15 protein-coding genes and 3 tRNA genes are annotated in these 14,918 nt (G+C 52.3%); 17 read left to right on the plus strand and 1 reads right to left on the minus strand.

The genetic code is table 11. The features are described 5' to 3' along the window. The first annotated feature begins 28 nt into the window (after positions 1–28). From LLF79_RS03125 to sdiA, 11 genes are all read left to right on the plus strand, one after another. On the plus strand, positions 29–1,189 hold the full coding sequence (locus tag LLF79_RS03125) for a DegT/DnrJ/EryC1/StrS aminotransferase family protein (protein ID WP_046092828.1): 1,161 nt from the start codon (positions 29–31) through the stop codon (positions 1,187–1,189). Further along, positions 1,186–2,352, plus strand: a complete 1,167-nt coding sequence (locus LLF79_RS03130) for an acetyl-CoA carboxylase biotin carboxylase subunit family protein (RefSeq protein ID WP_046092827.1) — start codon at positions 1,186–1,188, stop codon at positions 2,350–2,352. The genes LLF79_RS03125 and LLF79_RS03130 overlap by 4 nt, the downstream gene beginning before the upstream one ends. Positions 2,353–2,362: 10 nt before the next feature. Beyond that, a complete protein-coding gene (locus LLF79_RS03135; protein ID WP_032652538.1) occupies positions 2,363–3,478 on the plus strand; it encodes a Gfo/Idh/MocA family protein in 1,116 nt (371 codons plus the stop codon). Between the two features lie 22 nt (positions 3,479–3,500). Further along, positions 3,501–4,625, plus strand: coding sequence for an FkbM family methyltransferase (locus LLF79_RS03140; protein ID WP_047074070.1), 1,125 nt, complete (start codon positions 3,501–3,503; stop codon positions 4,623–4,625). Positions 4,626–4,726: 101 nt separating this feature from the next. Further along, complete coding sequence (locus LLF79_RS03145) at positions 4,727–5,446, plus strand: RNA polymerase sigma factor FliA (RefSeq protein WP_008500338.1); 720 nt, start codon at positions 4,727–4,729, stop codon at positions 5,444–5,446. Between the two features lie 54 nt (positions 5,447–5,500). Continuing rightward, complete coding sequence (gene fliZ, locus LLF79_RS03150; protein ID WP_008500339.1) at positions 5,501–6,052, plus strand: flagella biosynthesis regulatory protein FliZ; 552 nt, start codon at positions 5,501–5,503, stop codon at positions 6,050–6,052. A gap of 86 nt (positions 6,053–6,138) precedes the next feature. Beyond that, entirely contained in the window at positions 6,139–6,939 is an 801-nt protein-coding gene (gene tcyJ, locus LLF79_RS03155) for a cystine ABC transporter substrate-binding protein (protein WP_021240470.1), read from the plus strand. A 106-nt stretch (positions 6,940–7,045) separates the two neighbouring features. Further along, on the plus strand, positions 7,046–8,032 hold the full coding sequence (gene dcyD / locus LLF79_RS03160) for a D-cysteine desulfhydrase (protein ID WP_227879088.1): 987 nt from the start codon (positions 7,046–7,048) through the stop codon (positions 8,030–8,032). Positions 8,033–8,053: 21 nt separating this feature from the next. Beyond that, positions 8,054–8,722: a cystine ABC transporter permease gene (gene tcyL / locus LLF79_RS03165; protein ID WP_227879089.1), complete on the plus strand. Its 669-nt coding sequence runs from the start codon at positions 8,054–8,056 to the stop codon at positions 8,720–8,722. Then, positions 8,719–9,471, plus strand: coding sequence for an L-cystine ABC transporter ATP-binding protein TcyN (tcyN, locus tag LLF79_RS03170; RefSeq protein WP_008500343.1), 753 nt, complete (start codon positions 8,719–8,721; stop codon positions 9,469–9,471). Before tcyL ends, tcyN begins: the two co-directional genes overlap by 4 nt. Before the next feature lie 221 nt (positions 9,472–9,692). Further along, the gene (gene sdiA / locus LLF79_RS03175; protein ID WP_227879090.1) at positions 9,693–10,415 is read left to right on the plus strand and encodes a transcriptional regulator SdiA; all 723 of its coding nucleotides are present in this window, start codon (positions 9,693–9,695) and stop codon (positions 10,413–10,415) included. Positions 10,416–10,481: 66 nt separating this feature from the next. On the opposite strand, the gene LLF79_RS03180 is transcribed toward sdiA, so the two are convergent. After that, complete coding sequence (locus LLF79_RS03180; RefSeq protein ID WP_008500345.1) at positions 10,482–10,706, minus strand: DUF2594 family protein; 225 nt, start codon at positions 10,704–10,706, stop codon at positions 10,482–10,484. 465 nt (positions 10,707–11,171) lie between these two features. Here LLF79_RS03180 and uvrY point away from each other — a divergent pair, with 465 nt between their 5' ends. From uvrY to LLF79_RS03210, 6 genes are all read left to right on the plus strand, one after another. Continuing rightward, the gene (gene uvrY / locus LLF79_RS03185) at positions 11,172–11,828 is read left to right on the plus strand and encodes a UvrY/SirA/GacA family response regulator transcription factor (protein ID WP_023293888.1); all 657 of its coding nucleotides are present in this window, start codon (positions 11,172–11,174) and stop codon (positions 11,826–11,828) included. Then, positions 11,825–13,657 carry an excinuclease ABC subunit UvrC gene (uvrC, locus tag LLF79_RS03190; protein ID WP_039024164.1) on the plus strand — a complete coding sequence of 611 codons (1,833 nt, stop codon included), beginning with the start codon at positions 11,825–11,827 and terminating at the stop codon, positions 13,655–13,657. Before uvrY ends, uvrC begins: the two co-directional genes overlap by 4 nt. Before the next feature lie 56 nt (positions 13,658–13,713). Further along, positions 13,714–14,262, plus strand: coding sequence for a CDP-diacylglycerol--glycerol-3-phosphate 3-phosphatidyltransferase (gene pgsA / locus LLF79_RS03195; RefSeq protein WP_008500348.1), 549 nt, complete (start codon positions 13,714–13,716; stop codon positions 14,260–14,262). Between the two features lie 152 nt (positions 14,263–14,414). Next, positions 14,415–14,490, plus strand: a tRNA-Gly gene (locus LLF79_RS03200). 46 nt (positions 14,491–14,536) lie between these two features. After that, positions 14,537–14,610 (plus strand) — tRNA-Cys (locus tag LLF79_RS03205). Between the two features lie 11 nt (positions 14,611–14,621). Beyond that, positions 14,622–14,708, plus strand: a tRNA-Leu gene (locus tag LLF79_RS03210). The last annotated feature ends 210 nt before the right edge of the window (positions 14,709–14,918 follow it).

The raw sequence follows: 14,918 nt of genomic DNA on the forward strand, positions 1-14,918 counted from the left end.
TTTAACGGTATCAATACCGAGGTACGCTATGAATGAAATTTACGTAACCAGTCCATTTTTGCCCCCTTTGGAGGAATTTATTCCTTATCTGGAGAAAATCTGGCAAAACAAGACGCTGACAAATGGCGGGCCTTTCCACCAACAGCTGGAAGAGGCTCTGGCGCAATACCTTGGCGTTAAGCACCTGTCTCTATTCGCTAACGGTACGTTGGCGCTGCTGACAGCATTTCAGGCGTTGCGTCTGAGCGGAGAGGTAATCACTACGCCGTATTCCTTTGTGGCGACCTCACACAGTTTGCTGTGGAATGGCTTAACGCCTGTCTTCGCTGATATTGATCCACGAACCTATAATATTAATCCGGATTGCATCGAAGAATTAATTACGCCAAATACTACGGCAATTTTACCTGTGCATTGTTATGGCATCCCTTGCGATATCGACAAAATACAGAAAATTGCTGACGTCTATGGCTTACGGGTAATATATGATGCCGCACATGCGTTTAACGTTCGAAAAAATAATATCAGTATTCTAAATCATGGTGATTTGTCGGTACTCAGCTTCCATGCCACTAAAGTTTTTAATACCTTTGAAGGCGGGGCGATCATTTCCCAGGATCTTAAAACTAAACAGCGCATCGACTATCTCAAGAACTTTGGTTTTGCCGGTGAGACCCGCATCGTGGCACCAGGCATAAACGCCAAAATGAATGAAGTGGAAGCGGCATTTGGTCTTCTGCAACTTAAGCATATTGATAAAGCTCTAGAAGAACGCAAAGCGATTCATCATCGCTATCGCGAGCTGTTAAAAGGGCTTGAAGGATTAACGTTTGTCGACGTGCCAGACGATGTGAGCTGGAACCATGCGTATTTCCCGGTGCTCATTGAACCGAAATTTGGCATGAGTCGCGATGATGTTTATACATTATTTAAAGCTGACGGCATTCTGACTCGCCGCTATTTCTATCCGTTAATCAGTTCTTTTGCGATGTACAGGGGGTTCCCTTCTTCTGCTGAAGAGCATCTGCCTGTTGCCAATGATATCGCCGACAAGGTGCTGTGCCTTCCAATTTATCCCGGATTAACGCCAGAAGATCAAGACCGCGTAGTGAATGCTCTTAGACGCGCATCTCTGTCTGGTGAGGTACCGTCTGACGAGTCGGCAATATACTCGGGGCTCGTAGTATGACCGTGATGCGCACTGCAATGATCCTGGATGCGGGTTTTGCCTCACTGCCGTTACAACAGGCCATAAAAGCGGCGGGTTTTCGTACGCTCGCCTGTAGCGGCAAAGCTCAGGATGCAGGTATGAAATATGCCGACGCGACCTGCGTGCAAAATTATGCCGATAGCAAAGCCGTACTGGCGATTGCCCGTAATGAAAAAATTACTGCGCTATCCCCCGGCGTAACCGATGTGTCCTATCTCTCAGGTTGCCGTGTGGCGGATGAGCTTGGCCTTCCAGGCTTCGACTCACCCGAGGTCAGCGATCTTCTCTTTTTGAAAGATCGCTTCAGAAAATGGGCCAGCGGCCAAGGCTACCCTATACCGCGGGCTGTGAGAAGTCCACAGGACGCGCACGCGCTAACCTTCCCGCTGCTGGTTAAACCCGTTGATGCTTACAGTGGTATGGGGATTTCACTTATTCATCAGCCGTCAGAGCTGGATGAGGCGGTAAATATCGCCTGCTCTGCATCGCCGGGAGGGCAGTGTGTCATTGAAACATTCTGCCAGGGGGCCCTATATAGCCATTCCGCTTTTATTCGCAATGGGCAAATTGTCTGCGAATTTTTTGTTGATGAGTTTTGCACGGTCTATCCGTGGCAGGTAAATAGCAGTTGCTTGAGCGTCAATCTCAGCGAGCCGATGCGCGACCGCATCAGCGAGTGTATGCAGGCCATTGTCAGCGACTTAGCTCTGGTGGATGGTTTGTTGCACACGCAACTCATCGCTGACGAACAGGATTTTTGGTTGATTGAAGTCACCCGCCGATGCCCTGGCGATCTCTACTCGAAATTAATTGAACTCTCAACGGGCGTAGATTATTGCCGTGAATTTGTGTTGCCCTTTATTGGTGGGGAGAGTGCGTTCCCGAATCGGCGACCGGCGCGCCAGCGATACGTTGCGCGCCATACGGTCTCTTGCGAACGTCAGAGCCGATTTTTTGGCTTCAGCTACGCTCCGCTACCAGCCACGATCATTCAGACTATCCCGCTGAAACAGCCGGGCGATGAACTCGCACCAGCACCTGAAGATCGCGCCGGACTGGTTTTTGCTGAGTTTACCGAACTCAATGCCATGGCACGCCACACGCCGCAGCTAAAAAACTATTTCTCATTTAATTCATTGTAAGGACCGGATTATGCACAGGCCTCTGTCTCTCGGGTTTATCGGCGGTGGGATCAATTCTGCCATCGGTCTTACTCACAACATCGCTAGTCAAATGGACGGGCATTTTCAGCTTACGACGGGCTGCTTTAGCCGCGATACGTCGCTGAACCAGCAGACGGGTCGAGCTTGGGGGGTTAAAGACGAGGCTATTTACTCCAGCGCAGTCACGTTACTTGAAGAACAACATGCGCAGATGGATGCTGTCGTCATACTGACGCCAACACCCTCCCACCGTGAAATTATCCTGGCCTGTCTGGAGTATGGCCTGCCGGTGATCAGTGAAAAAGCGATGGTTGCAAGTGTAGGCGACGCGAGGGATATCGCCCGGCGAGTCTTCGAGATGAAAGGACAACTGTACGTCACCTATAACTACACCGGTTATCCCATGGTTCGCGAATTGCGTAAGCGTCTGCTTAGCGGCGAGTTGGGGAAAATTCAGCATGTTATGGTTGAAATGCCCCAGGAAGGGTTTATTCGCAGCCGCGAGGATGGCAGCGTTCCTCAGCCTCAGGAATGGCGACGAGTTGATGGGGATATTCCTACTGTTTCGCTCGACCTGGGTGTCCATGTGCACCAGTTGGTGGAGTTTCTGACGGATAAGCAAGCAGAAGATGTCTATGCGATCAACAGCACCTTTGCCCGTGTTTCGGACGTTATCGATACGGTTAACCTAATCTCCCGCTATAGCGACGACATGGTCTGTAACTACTGGTACGGCAAGGCGGCGCTCGGTTACCGCAATGGTTTGCGAATCCGTATATATGGGTCAGAAGGCAGCGCAGAGTGGCTGCAAATGGAGCCAGAATATCTCCGACTCGCCGATCGGCATGGCAACGTGCGTCTGCTTGATCGAACGGCAGGAGATAACACTGTGGCTAATCAGCCTCGCTATTGTCGTTTTAAAGCAGGGCATCCTGCCGGATTCATAGAGGCATTCGCTAACTATTACGCCGACATCGCTGCCAGTTTACGCGGTGATGCCACGGGATATAGCTTCAGTTGTGATACGGCCGTTCGCGGTCTCGAGTTTCTCGAAAAAGCGCAGCAGAGCGCCGTGACGTCTGCCAAAGTCGATTTACATCGTTAATAAAGGTTGAGCTGAGGACTACATGACATTACTGGAACAGATACAGGGCTACGATAATCATTTCTTCAAGGGCATCCGCGACATGCATGCCAACGGACTTCCGCTGGTTCTCTATGGAGCCGGTTGCCTTGGGCAGATGACCGCGGAATTTATGTTTCGGGAAAATTTGCCTCTCGATAAGATAGCGTTAAACCGACATTACATCACTGAAGGCATGACCTTCCATGGTCTGCCGGTGGTGGCAATTGAAGACCTTATCGAACAACCCGGTAAATTTAACTGTATCGTTGCGCTGCAATACGTCCATGATGCATTGCAACAGGAATTACGCCGCGGCGGCGCAAACGTGCTGGTTTACGATCCTGCCTTTATCGGAGTCAGCACCACGCTGTGGTATACGCAGTCGTTTTGTGACGAGCATAGCGATACCCTTGAAGCTGTCTATGCCGGCCTCGCGGACGAACGTTCAAGAGAAACGCTGGTCGCGTTCCTTAAACAGCGTCTCAGCGCAACCCGCGGCTACTATCAGGCAGTATACGAGCCAGCCCACTATTTTCCTGCCGATATTCTCCGCCTTCAAAATAACGAAGTGTTTATTGATTGCGGTGCCTACAATGGTGATAGCATCGGCGCGTTTATGCAGGAAGTTGTCAATCAAGGCGTTGAGATGCCGGAGAAAATTGTCGGTTTCGAACCAGATGCCGGTAATTTTTCTCAGCTTTGTGACAATACCCGACAATGGCCATTCTGCCAGCCAGTGCAAAAAGGGGTATGGGAGAATAAAACCGTACTCTCTTTTCAATCTGGAAATGCGCTCTCTTCTCGGCTTGTGGAGCAAAGCAGCGATACGGTTACAATTGAGCTCGATAGCATTGATAATATCTTGCAGGGCGGTAAAGCCACTTTCATAAAAATGGATGTTGAAGGTGCAGAGCTCAAAGCACTCCAGGGCGCCGCTGGCACCATTCGCGCCTGGCATCCACTATTAGCGATTAGTCTTTATCATAAGCCGGAAGATCTTCTGACTATTCCACAATATATTCAATCACTCAGCGCTGATTACCATTTTTATCTTCGTGGCCACCATCCGGAACTGGCTTTTGAGCTCGTTCTATATGCTGTGCCGAAATCGAGGTTATTACAGTAATAGGCAAATAACCGCCCATTTTACCCATTATTCATCCAATTGATTGCCCTCCAGAATCGGATAATCATGCCGATAACTCAACTAACGCAGGGCTGTTTATCGTGAATTCACTCTATACCGCTGAAGGTGTAATGGATAAACACTCGCTGTGGCAGCGTTATGTCCCGCTGGTGCGTCACGAAGCATTGCGCCTCCAGGTGCGCTTGCCGGCGAGCGTGGAACTTGACGATCTGCTACAGGCGGGCGGTATCGGGTTATTGAATGCAGTTGACCGATACGACGCTCTGCAAGGAACGGCATTTACGACTTACGCAGTTCAGCGTATTCGTGGTGCGATGCTGGACGAGCTGCGCAGCCGTGACTGGGTACCGCGCAGTGTTCGCCGCAACGCACGCGAAGTGGCGCATGCGATGGGGCAGCTGGAACAGGAACTGGGACGCAACGCAACGGAAACCGAAGTGGCGGATCGTCTTGGCATTGCTGTTGAAGAGTATCGTCAGATGTTGCTCGATACCAATAATAGCCAACTCTTCTCTTATGACGAGTGGCGAGAAGAGCATGGCGATAGCATCGAGCTGGTGACGGATGAGCACCAGCAAGAAAACCCGTTACACCATTTAATGGAAGGGAATTTACGCCAGCGCGTCATGGAAGCTATTGAAGCTCTGCCTGAACGCGAACAGCTGGTATTGACCCTTTATTACCAGGAAGAGCTTAACCTCAAAGAGATTGGCGCTGTTCTGGAGGTGGGAGAGTCGCGGGTGAGCCAGCTGCACAGCCAGGCCATTAAACGCTTACGAACCAAGCTGGGTAAGTTATAGGTGATTGATTCACCTTAAAAATGCCGCACAACGTATTGACAACCAGGAGTTATCATGACGGTGCAGCAATCTAAAAGACGGCCTTTAAGCCGCTACCTGAAAGACTTTAAACACAGCCAGACGCATTGCGCCCACTGTAACAAGCTACTCGATCGTATCACGCTGGTTCGCCGCGGCGAAATCGTCAATAAGATCGCGATTTCTCGCCTCGACACGTTGATGGACGAAGCAGCATGGCTCGAAGAGCAAAAAGAGTGGGTGGCGCTTTGCCGTTTCTGTGGCGATCTCCATTGCAAAGAGCAAAGCGACTTCTTCGACATTATCGGCTTCAAGCAGTTCCTGTTTGAACAAACGGAGATGAGCCACGGCACCGTTCGCGAATACGTGGTTCGCCTGCGCCGCCTCGGGCAACATCTGACCGTGAACAACATTTCCCGCGATCTGCTCAAAACCGGTTATCTCGACGAGAACCTGGAGCCGTGGCTGCCTGCGACCAGCACCAACAACTACCGGATTGCGCTGCGCAAGTACGCACAATATAAGGTACAAATGCCGGGTGCCATAAAGCAGAAAGCCCACGCCGGAACAACTTCTGATATATATTAAAAAAGAATAAGATGTAGCGCAGTCGCCTTTGACGTTGCAGGCGATTTCTCTACACTACGTAAAAATTCCACTATATCGGGGTATTTATGAAATTTGCACTTCTGGGTCGTCAGGCGCTGATGGGTGTTATGGCCGTTGCGCTGGTTGCGGGCATGAGCGTGAAAACGTTCGCCGCAGAAAACCTGCTGAATAAAGTAAAAGAGCGCGGTACGCTGCTGGTCGGGCTGGAAGGAACCTATCCTCCGTTCAGCTTCCAGGGCGATGACGGCAAGCTGACCGGTTTTGAAGTGGAGTTTGCTGAAGAGCTGGCAAAACACCTCGGCGTGAAAGCGTCCCTGAAACCGACCAAATGGGACGGTATGCTGGCGTCGCTGGATTCGAAACGCATTGACGTGGTCATCAACCAGGTCACCATCTCTGACGAGCGTAAGAAGAAGTATGACTTCTCCACCCCGTATACCGTGTCCGGTATTCAGGCACTGGTGAAGAAAGGCAACGAAGGCACCATCAAAACGGCTGCGGACCTGAAAGGGAAGAAAGTCGGTGTCGGTCTGGGAACCAACTACGAAGAGTGGCTGCGCCAGAACGTTCAGGGCGTGGATATCCGCACCTACGATGATGACCCGACGAAATACCAGGATCTGCGCGTGGGCCGTACCGACGCCATTCTGGTTGATCGCCTGGCAGCACTGGATCTGGTGAAGAAAACCAACAACACCCTGGCGGTAGCGGGTGATGCGTTCTCTCGTCAGGAATCCGGCGTGGCCGTTCGTAAAGGTAACGAAGACCTGGTGAAAGCGATTGATTCCGCGATTGCTGACATGCAAAAAGACGGTAGCCTGAAGGCGCTTTCCGAGAAGTGGTTCGGGGCAGACGTCACGAAATAAGTTTCTGACGTAAAAAAAGGCGCTTTTAAAAGCGCCTTTTTTATTTCTTACGCGTCTGCGTGCATAATGAAAAATATCACATTTTGTCTGAGTTACCGGAGCATCCATGTCACTACAGAATTTAACGCGCTTTCCCCGCCTGGAGTTCATCGGCGCACCGACGCCGCTGGAGTATCTCCCGCGATTTTCTGATTATTTAGGGCGCGATATTTTTATTAAGCGTGATGACGTGACGCCCATGGCGATGGGGGGCAACAAGCTGCGCAAGCTGGAGTTTCTGGCGGCGGACGCCCTGCGCGAAGGTGCGGATACGCTCATCACTGCCGGGGCCATCCAGTCCAACCACGTTCGCCAGACGGCGGCCGTGGCGGCGAAGCTTGGGCTCCACTGCGTGGCGTTGCTGGAAAACCCGATTGGCACGCGGGCTGAAAACTATCTCACCAACGGTAACCGCCTGCTGTTAGACCTGTTTAACGTGCAGGTTGAGATGGTTGACGCGCTGACCGACCCGACCGCCCAGCTCGATAAGCTGGCGACGCGTCTGGAAGCGCAGGGTTTTCGCCCCTACGTTATTCCCGTCGGCGGTTCGAATGCGCTGGGCGCGCTGGGGTACGTGGAAAGTGCGCTGGAAATCGCGCAGCAGTGCGAGGGTGCGGTGAGTCTCTCCTCCGTCGTGGTCGCGTCCGGCAGTGCGGGCACCCATGCCGGGCTGGCGGTGGGGCTGGAGCAACTGCTTCCGGAGGTCGAACTGATTGGCGTGACGGTGTCCCGCAGCGTGGCGGATCAGAAGCCGAAAGTGGTTACGCTACAGCAGGCGGTTGCAGAGCAGCTGGAGCTGAAGGCGAAGGCCGATATTCTGCTCTGGGATGACTATTTTGCGCCGGGTTACGGCACGCCGAACGAAGAGGGAATGGAAGCGGTGAAACTGCTGGCGCGCCTCGAGGGCATACTGCTCGATCCGGTCTATACCGGCAAAGCGATGGCCGGACTGATCGACGGCATTGCGCAAAAACGCTTTAAGGATGAAGGGCCGATTTTATTTGTCCATACCGGCGGAGCGCCTGCGCTGTTTGCCTATCATCCTCATGTCTAAAAATCAGGTCGAAAAATAATAATGCAAGAAAGTATTCAACTGGTTATTGATTCTCTGCCGTACCTGCTGAAAGGTGCGGTATTTACGTTGCAGCTCAGTATCGGCGGGATGTTCTTTGGGCTGGTACTGGGATTTATACTGGCCTTAATGCGCTTGTCGCCTGTCCTGCCGGTGCGCTGGCTGGCGCGCTTTTATATCTCCGTGTTTCGCGGTACGCCGCTTATCGCCCAGCTCTTTATGATCTACTACGGCTTACCGCAGTTCGGAATCGAGCTGGATCCGATCCCGGCGGCGATGATTGGCCTGTCGCTCAATACCGCGGCGTACACCTCCGAAACCCTGCGTGCGGCCATCTCCTCCATTGACAAAGGGCAGTGGGAAGCGGCGGCCAGTATCGGGATGACGCCCTGGCAGACGCTGCGCCGGGCCATCCTGCCTCAGGCGGCACGCGTGGCGCTTCCGCCGCTCAGCAACAGCTTTATCAGCCTGGTGAAAGATACCTCCCTGGCGGCAACGATTCAGGTTCCGGAGCTTTTCCGTCAGGCACAGCTCATTACCTCCCGTACGCTTGAGGTCTTTACCATGTATCTGGCCGCCTCGCTGATTTACTGGGTGATGGCGACGGTGCTGTCTGCTCTGCAAAACTACTCCGAAAACCAGCTTAACCGCCAGGAGCGTGATCCAAAATGAGTGCAATTGACGTCAAAAACCTGGTGAAGAAATTCCACGGTCAAACGGTGCTCCACGGGATCGATCTGGAGGTCGAGCAGGGCGAAGTGGTGGCGATTATTGGACCGAGCGGTTCGGGAAAGACGACGCTGCTGCGCAGCATTAACCTGCTTGAACAGCCGGAAGGCGGTACCATCCGCGTCGGGGAGATCACGATTGATACCGGGAAATCCATCAGCCAACAGAAAGGGTTGATTCGCCGCCTGCGCCAGCATGTCGGCTTTGTTTTCCAGAACTTCAACCTTTTCCCGCATCGTACGGTGCTGGAGAACATCATCGAAGGGCCGGTGATCGTCAAAGGTGAGCCTAAAGAGGAAGCGACGGCGCGGGCTCGCGAACTGCTCGCCAAAGTCGGGCTGGCGGGGAAAGAGACCAGCTATCCGCGTCGCCTGTCGGGCGGGCAGCAGCAGCGCGTGGCGATTGCGCGCGCGCTGGCGATGCGCCCGGACGTGATCCTGTTTGATGAACCGACCTCTGCGCTCGATCCGGAACTGGTGGGCGAGGTGCTGAACACCATTCGCCAGCTGGCACAGGAGAAACGTACGATGGTGATCGTGACCCATGAAATGAGCTTTGCGCGCGATGTCGCTGACAGAGCCATCTTTATGGATCAGGGACGGATTGTGGAGCAGGGGCCAGCGAAAAGCCTGTTCGCTAACCCTCAACAGCCTCGAACCCGTCAATTCCTTGAAAAATTCCTTATGCAGTAGCATTTTTGCACGCATTTGCTCCAGAAATTGACTCTGGAGCAAATTATTCTCCCTCTGCGCGAGGGCTTCTGTTTTTTTATTCCATCCAGATCGGATAAACCTTATCGATAGTAAAGTTAATTGTGCTATTGCCGATATTTTGTGGCTAGAAAAAAGTTTTATGTGTTAGCTTATATTCACCATAATAATGATTATCTGTTCAGAGGCTTCATTTAGTAAGTATGAAGGATTTAGACTTTTTCACCTGGCGACGGGATTGCTCCCTCCGGTTTCAGGAATTGACCTGTGCCGCCGAGGTATATCAGGAGCTGGAGCGACAAACTCAGTCGCTGGAATTCGATTATTACGCGCTCTGCGTGCGCCATCCCGTGCCATTTACCCGCCCTAAGATCTCCCTGCAAACCACTTACCCAAAGTTGTGGATGGCGCAATATCAATCCGCGAACTATTTCGCGATTGATCCGGTTTTAAAACCGGAGAATTTCATTCAGGGCCATCTCCCCTGGACAGATGCATTATTCGCCGAGGCGCAGGAATTATGGCACAGCGCCCAGGATCACGGTTTACGCTCGGGAATAACGCAGTGCCTGATGCTGCCAAATCATGCGCTTGGTTTCCTGTCCGTGTCTCGTACGCGTGTACAGGAAGGGCCATTAGCCCATGAAGAAATAGAGCTGCGGTTGCAAATGCTGGTGCAAATGGCCTTAACCTCGCTGATGCGTTTTGACGATGAGATGGTCATGCCGCCGGAAATGAAATTCAGCAAGCGCGAGCGTGAAATTCTGAAATGGACTGCGGAAGGGAAGACGTCAGCGGAAATAGCGATCATTCTCTCGATCTCAGAGAATACCGTTAACTTCCATCAGAAGAATATGCAGAAGAAATTCAACGCGCCCAACAAGACGCAGATCGCGTGCTATGCGGCGGCAACGGGACTGATTTGACGCAGTAAAACGTTCTGCGTGACAGACGAGCGAACGGCTGAATGCACTGCATCCAGCCGTTTTTTGTTACTGACGGTACGCTTGCTTGATTTGCTTAACGGTGTTAGCAAATACCGCTGATTCAGCCTGGTCTTCCATCTCCGCGATTTGTTTTTCCATTTTAATGATCACACGACCGGCATCAGCCTGGCCCATCGCCTGCAGCATCAGCGTTAGCAGCGCTTTCAGGCAGTTTACTTCCTGTGCCAGTTCCTGGTTATTCTCCGCAGTGGCAAATTCAGGTGTGCTCATTTATTTTCCTCATTATTAAACGGCGCTAAAGCGCGACGACGAAAGTCAAGGCGGCGGAGTATACCACAAGCTGAAGCAAAAAATGCAGCGGTTGTTTTTCGTACTTTTACGCCGATGTTTAATTGCGTAAACAGATCGTACCGGTAAACTCAACCCGCTTAATGATTATTAATTGTTTACTTCGGGTTCGCTTGCCGTTAATTATTGTTACAAAAAGTTGAACCCTGTTTTTGCGCAGGTTAAGCCAGCCCGTTTTTTGTAACTTTTTGAATACAGATGGTTAAAAAAAGCTGCAAGAGCCCTGAATGCACGGGCTCTCTTTCCACCGCCTGTACAGCCTAATTTCCAAAAACGAGAGCAAAATCGAATAGCCGGTTTTTTAACGTTTTAATCTTGTCAGGAAAACCGTTAATATAAACCAAATTATCACACAGTAGCGTTATCCCTATTCTGGAGACATTTCCTTTGATCAACGTCCTTCTTGTTGATGACCACGAACTGGTGCGCGCAGGGATACGACGCATTCTTGAAGATATTAAAGGTATTAAAGTTGCCGGTGAGGCATGCTGTGGCGAAGATGCGGTAAAATGGTGCCGTACCCACTCCGCTGATGTGGTGCTGATGGATATGAACATGCCCGGTATCGGTGGTCTTGAAGCAACACGCAAAATCGCGCGTACCTTTGTAGACACTAAAGTCATCATGCTGACGGTGCATACCGAAAATCCACTGCCCGCGAAAGTGATGCAGGCGGGCGCGGCGGGTTACCTGAGTAAAGGTGCTGCACCGCAGGAGGTTGTCAATGCTATCCGTTCTGTGTATGCCGGACAGCGTTATATTGCGTCCGACATCGCTCAGCAGATGGCGCTGAGTCAGATCGAGCCCGAGAAAACCGAATCACCCTTTGCCAGTTTGTCCGAGCGTGAATTGCAGATTATGCTGATGATCACCAAAGGTCAGAAGGTGAATGAGATCTCGGAACAGCTGAATCTCAGCCCGAAAACGGTAAACAGCTATCGTTATCGGATGTTCAGTAAACTGAACATTCATGGTGACGTCGAACTGACGCATCTGGCCATCCGACATGGTTTGTGTAATGCGGAGACGTTGTTAAGTCAGTGAGTGATGTGTTCGATTCAAAAGCATTTCTGAAAACCGTAACCAGCCAGCCTGGCGTCTATCGCATGTATGACGCTGGCGGTACGGTTATCTATGTGGGGAAGGCAAAAGATCTTAAAAAACGCCTTTCCAGCTATTTTCGCAGCAACCTGGCCTCCCGTAAGACCGAAGCGCTGGTCTCACTCATTCAGAATATTGATGTTACCGTCACGCACACGGAGACAGAAGCGCTGCTGCTTGAGCACAACTATATTAAGCTCTACCAGCCGCGCTATAACGTCCTGCTGCGTGATGATAAATCCTATCCGTTTATCTTTCTGAGCGGCGACACCCATCCGCGCCTCGCCATGCACCGTGGTGCAAAACATGCGAAGGGTGAATATTTCGGGCCGTTCCCCAACGGCTATGCCGTGCGAGAAACGCTGGCGCTGCTGCAAAAAATCTTCCCGATCCGCCAGTGTGAAAACAGCGTTTACCGTAACCGTTCGCGGCCATGCCTGCAGTACCAGATTGGACGCTGCCTGGGGCCGTGCGTGGCCGGGCTGGTCAGTGAAGACGAGTATGCCCAGCAGGTGGAGTATGTGCGCCTGTTCTTAGCCGGCAAGGACGATCAGGTCTTAACCCAGCTGATTGCGCGGATGGAAAAAGCCAGCGCCGCACTCGAGTTCGAAGAGGCCGCGCGTATCCGCGATCAAATCCAGGCGGTGCGCAGAGTGACTGAGAAACAGTTTGTCTCAAATACCGGTGACGATCTCGACGTCATCGGCGTGGCCTTTGACGCCGGAATGGCCTGCGTGCACGTGCTGTTTATTCGCCAGGGCAAAGTGCTCGGCAGCCGCAGCTATTTCCCGAAAGTGCCTGGCGGTACCGAACTGGGCGAAGTGGTGGAAACCTTTGTCGGCCAGTTCTATCTGCAGGGGAGCCAGATGCGCACGCTGCCTTCTGAGATCCTGCTCGATTTTAATCTTGACGATAAAACCCTGCTGGCCGATTCGCTCTCTGAACTGGCGGGGCGCCGGGTCAATGTTCAAACCAAACCGCGCGGCGATCGCGCGCGTTATCTGAAGCTGGCGCGGACCAACGCGGCAACGGCGCTGAGCACGAAGCTGTCGCAGCAGTCGACGGTGCACCAGCGTTTAACGGCCCTGGCGGCGCTGCTGAAGCTGCCGGAAGTGAAACGGATGGAGTGTTTCGACATCAGCCATACGATGGGTGAACAGACGGTCGCGTCCTGCGTGGTGTTTGATGCTAACGGTCCGCTGCGCGCCGAGTATCGCCGCTATAACATCACCGGCATCACGCCGGGCGATGACTATGCGGCGATGAATCAGGTGCTGCGTCGTCGCTATGGTAAAGCCATAGAAGAGAGCAAGATCCCCGATGTGATCCTGATTGACGGCGGGAAAGGGCAGCTCGGCCAGGCGAAAGCGGTATTTGAATCGCTTGATGTCAGCTGGGATAAAAACCATCCGCTGCTGCTGGGCGTCGCAAAAGGGGCCGATCGTAAGGCCGGTCTGGAGACACTGTTCTTCGAGCCGGAAGGTGAGGGCTTCAGCCTGCCGCCGGACTCTCCGGCGCTGCACGTCATTCAGCATATTCGCGATGAATCGCACGATCACGCCATCAGCGGTCACCGCAAAAAACGGGCGAAGGTGAAAAACACCAGCTCACTCGAGACGATCGAAGGCGTGGGGCCAAAACGTCGCCAGATGCTGCTGAAGTATATGGGCGGATTGCAAGGATTACTCAACGCCAGCATGGAGGAAATTGCAAAAGTGCCGGGTATTTCGCAAGGGCTGGCAGAAAAGATCTACTACTCGTTGAAACATTGAGGGCTCTGTAGCAACATAGAGCTAAATTTTACTGACAACAAATAGTTACCGTCACTATGCAATATAACATCCCTACGTTGCTCACTCTTTTTCGTGTCGTACTCATCCCGTTCTTTGTGCTGGCGTTTTACCTGCCGGTTGTCTGGGCACCCTTTGCCTGCGCATTGATCTTCCTTATTGCAGCGGTAACAGACTGGTTTGATGGCTATCTGGCCCGCCGCTGGAATCAAAGCACCCGTTTTGGCGCTTTCCTCGATCCGGTGGCGGATAAGGTGATGGTTGCTATCGCGATGGTGCTGGTGGCCGAGCACTATCACACCTGGTGGGTGACGCTGCCTGCGGCAACCATGATCGGCCGTGAGATTATTATCTCTGCGCTGCGCGAGTGGATGGCGGAACTGGGGAAACGCAGCAGCGTGGCGGTCTCGTGGATTGGTAAAGTGAAAACGACGGCGCAGATGGCGGCGCTGGTCTGGATGCTGTGGCGTCCGAACGCCTGGGTTGAGTGGGCGGGGATTGGCCTCCTGTGGGTGGCGGCAGTGCTGACGCTATGGTCAATGCTGCAATATTTGAACGCTGCGCGCGGAGATTTGCTTGATCAGTGATCGTTTCGCCGTAATTTTCAGCAAACGATCCGGGGATGCAAAAAATAACGTTGACTCATAACGTCATATCAGTAGAATGCAACGCATCGAACGGCGGCACAGCAAGCCGGACGATAATGAAATCAAGTGGTTAGAGATTTACTTGATGACATGCGGGAATAGCTCAGTTGGTAGAGCACGACCTTGCCAAGGTCGGGGTCGCGAGTTCGAGTCTCGTTTCCCGCTCCAGATTAAAGACATGCGCATTAGCGGGTGTCAGTTTGAAAAGTTTTACGGCGCGTTAGCAAAGCGGTTATGTAGCGGATTGCAAATCCGTCTAGTCCGGTTCGACTCCGGAACGCGCCTCCACTTTCTTCCCTGGCCGGATGGTGGAATCGGTAGACACAAGGGATTTAAAATCCCTCGGCGTTCGCGCTGTGTGGGTTCAAGTCCCACTCCGGCTACCATGGGAAACAAAGAATAATCAAAGCAATAAGCAGTGTCGTGAAACCACCGAAAGGTGGTTTTTTTGTATCTGCAATTCACGTATTAACTGCACATATTCCCCGGATGACCTCGATTTAATTAACTCATTTTACGTGCGCGTTTTGGGTCAAAACATAGTGACTTAACGTGTCCGATTGCGTGTTTTCAGGTATTATCAAAACCCTATTTCC

This window comes from Enterobacter cloacae complex sp. 2021EL-01169, assembly GCF_020733125.1.
In the GTDB taxonomy this organism is placed as follows: Bacteria; Pseudomonadota; Gammaproteobacteria; order Enterobacterales; family Enterobacteriaceae; genus Enterobacter; species Enterobacter roggenkampii.

Excerpts from the sequence above, each read along its gene's own strand:
- pgsA (WP_008500348.1), top strand. The coding sequence starts at position 13,714 with ATGCAATATAACATCCCTACGTTGCTCACTCTTTTTCGTGTCGTACTC.
- tcyN (WP_008500343.1), top strand. The coding sequence starts at position 8,719 with ATGAGTGCAATTGACGTCAAAAACCTGGTGAAGAAATTCCACGGTCAA.
- tcyJ (WP_021240470.1), top strand. The coding sequence starts at position 6,139 with ATGAAATTTGCACTTCTGGGTCGTCAGGCGCTGATGGGTGTTATGGCC.
- LLF79_RS03180 (WP_008500345.1), bottom strand. The coding sequence starts at position 10,706 with ATGAGCACACCTGAATTTGCCACTGCGGAGAATAACCAGGAACTGGCA.
- LLF79_RS03125 (WP_046092828.1), top strand. The coding sequence starts at position 29 with ATGAATGAAATTTACGTAACCAGTCCATTTTTGCCCCCTTTGGAGGAA.
- LLF79_RS03130 (WP_046092827.1), top strand. The coding sequence starts at position 1,186 with ATGACCGTGATGCGCACTGCAATGATCCTGGATGCGGGTTTTGCCTCA.
- fliZ (WP_008500339.1), top strand. The coding sequence starts at position 5,501 with ATGACGGTGCAGCAATCTAAAAGACGGCCTTTAAGCCGCTACCTGAAA.
- LLF79_RS03135 (WP_032652538.1), top strand. The coding sequence starts at position 2,363 with ATGCACAGGCCTCTGTCTCTCGGGTTTATCGGCGGTGGGATCAATTCT.
- sdiA (WP_227879090.1), top strand. The coding sequence starts at position 9,693 with ATGAAGGATTTAGACTTTTTCACCTGGCGACGGGATTGCTCCCTCCGG.
- LLF79_RS03140 (WP_047074070.1), top strand. The coding sequence starts at position 3,501 with ATGACATTACTGGAACAGATACAGGGCTACGATAATCATTTCTTCAAG.
- tcyL (WP_227879089.1), top strand. The coding sequence starts at position 8,054 with ATGCAAGAAAGTATTCAACTGGTTATTGATTCTCTGCCGTACCTGCTG.
- dcyD (WP_227879088.1), top strand. The coding sequence starts at position 7,046 with ATGTCACTACAGAATTTAACGCGCTTTCCCCGCCTGGAGTTCATCGGC.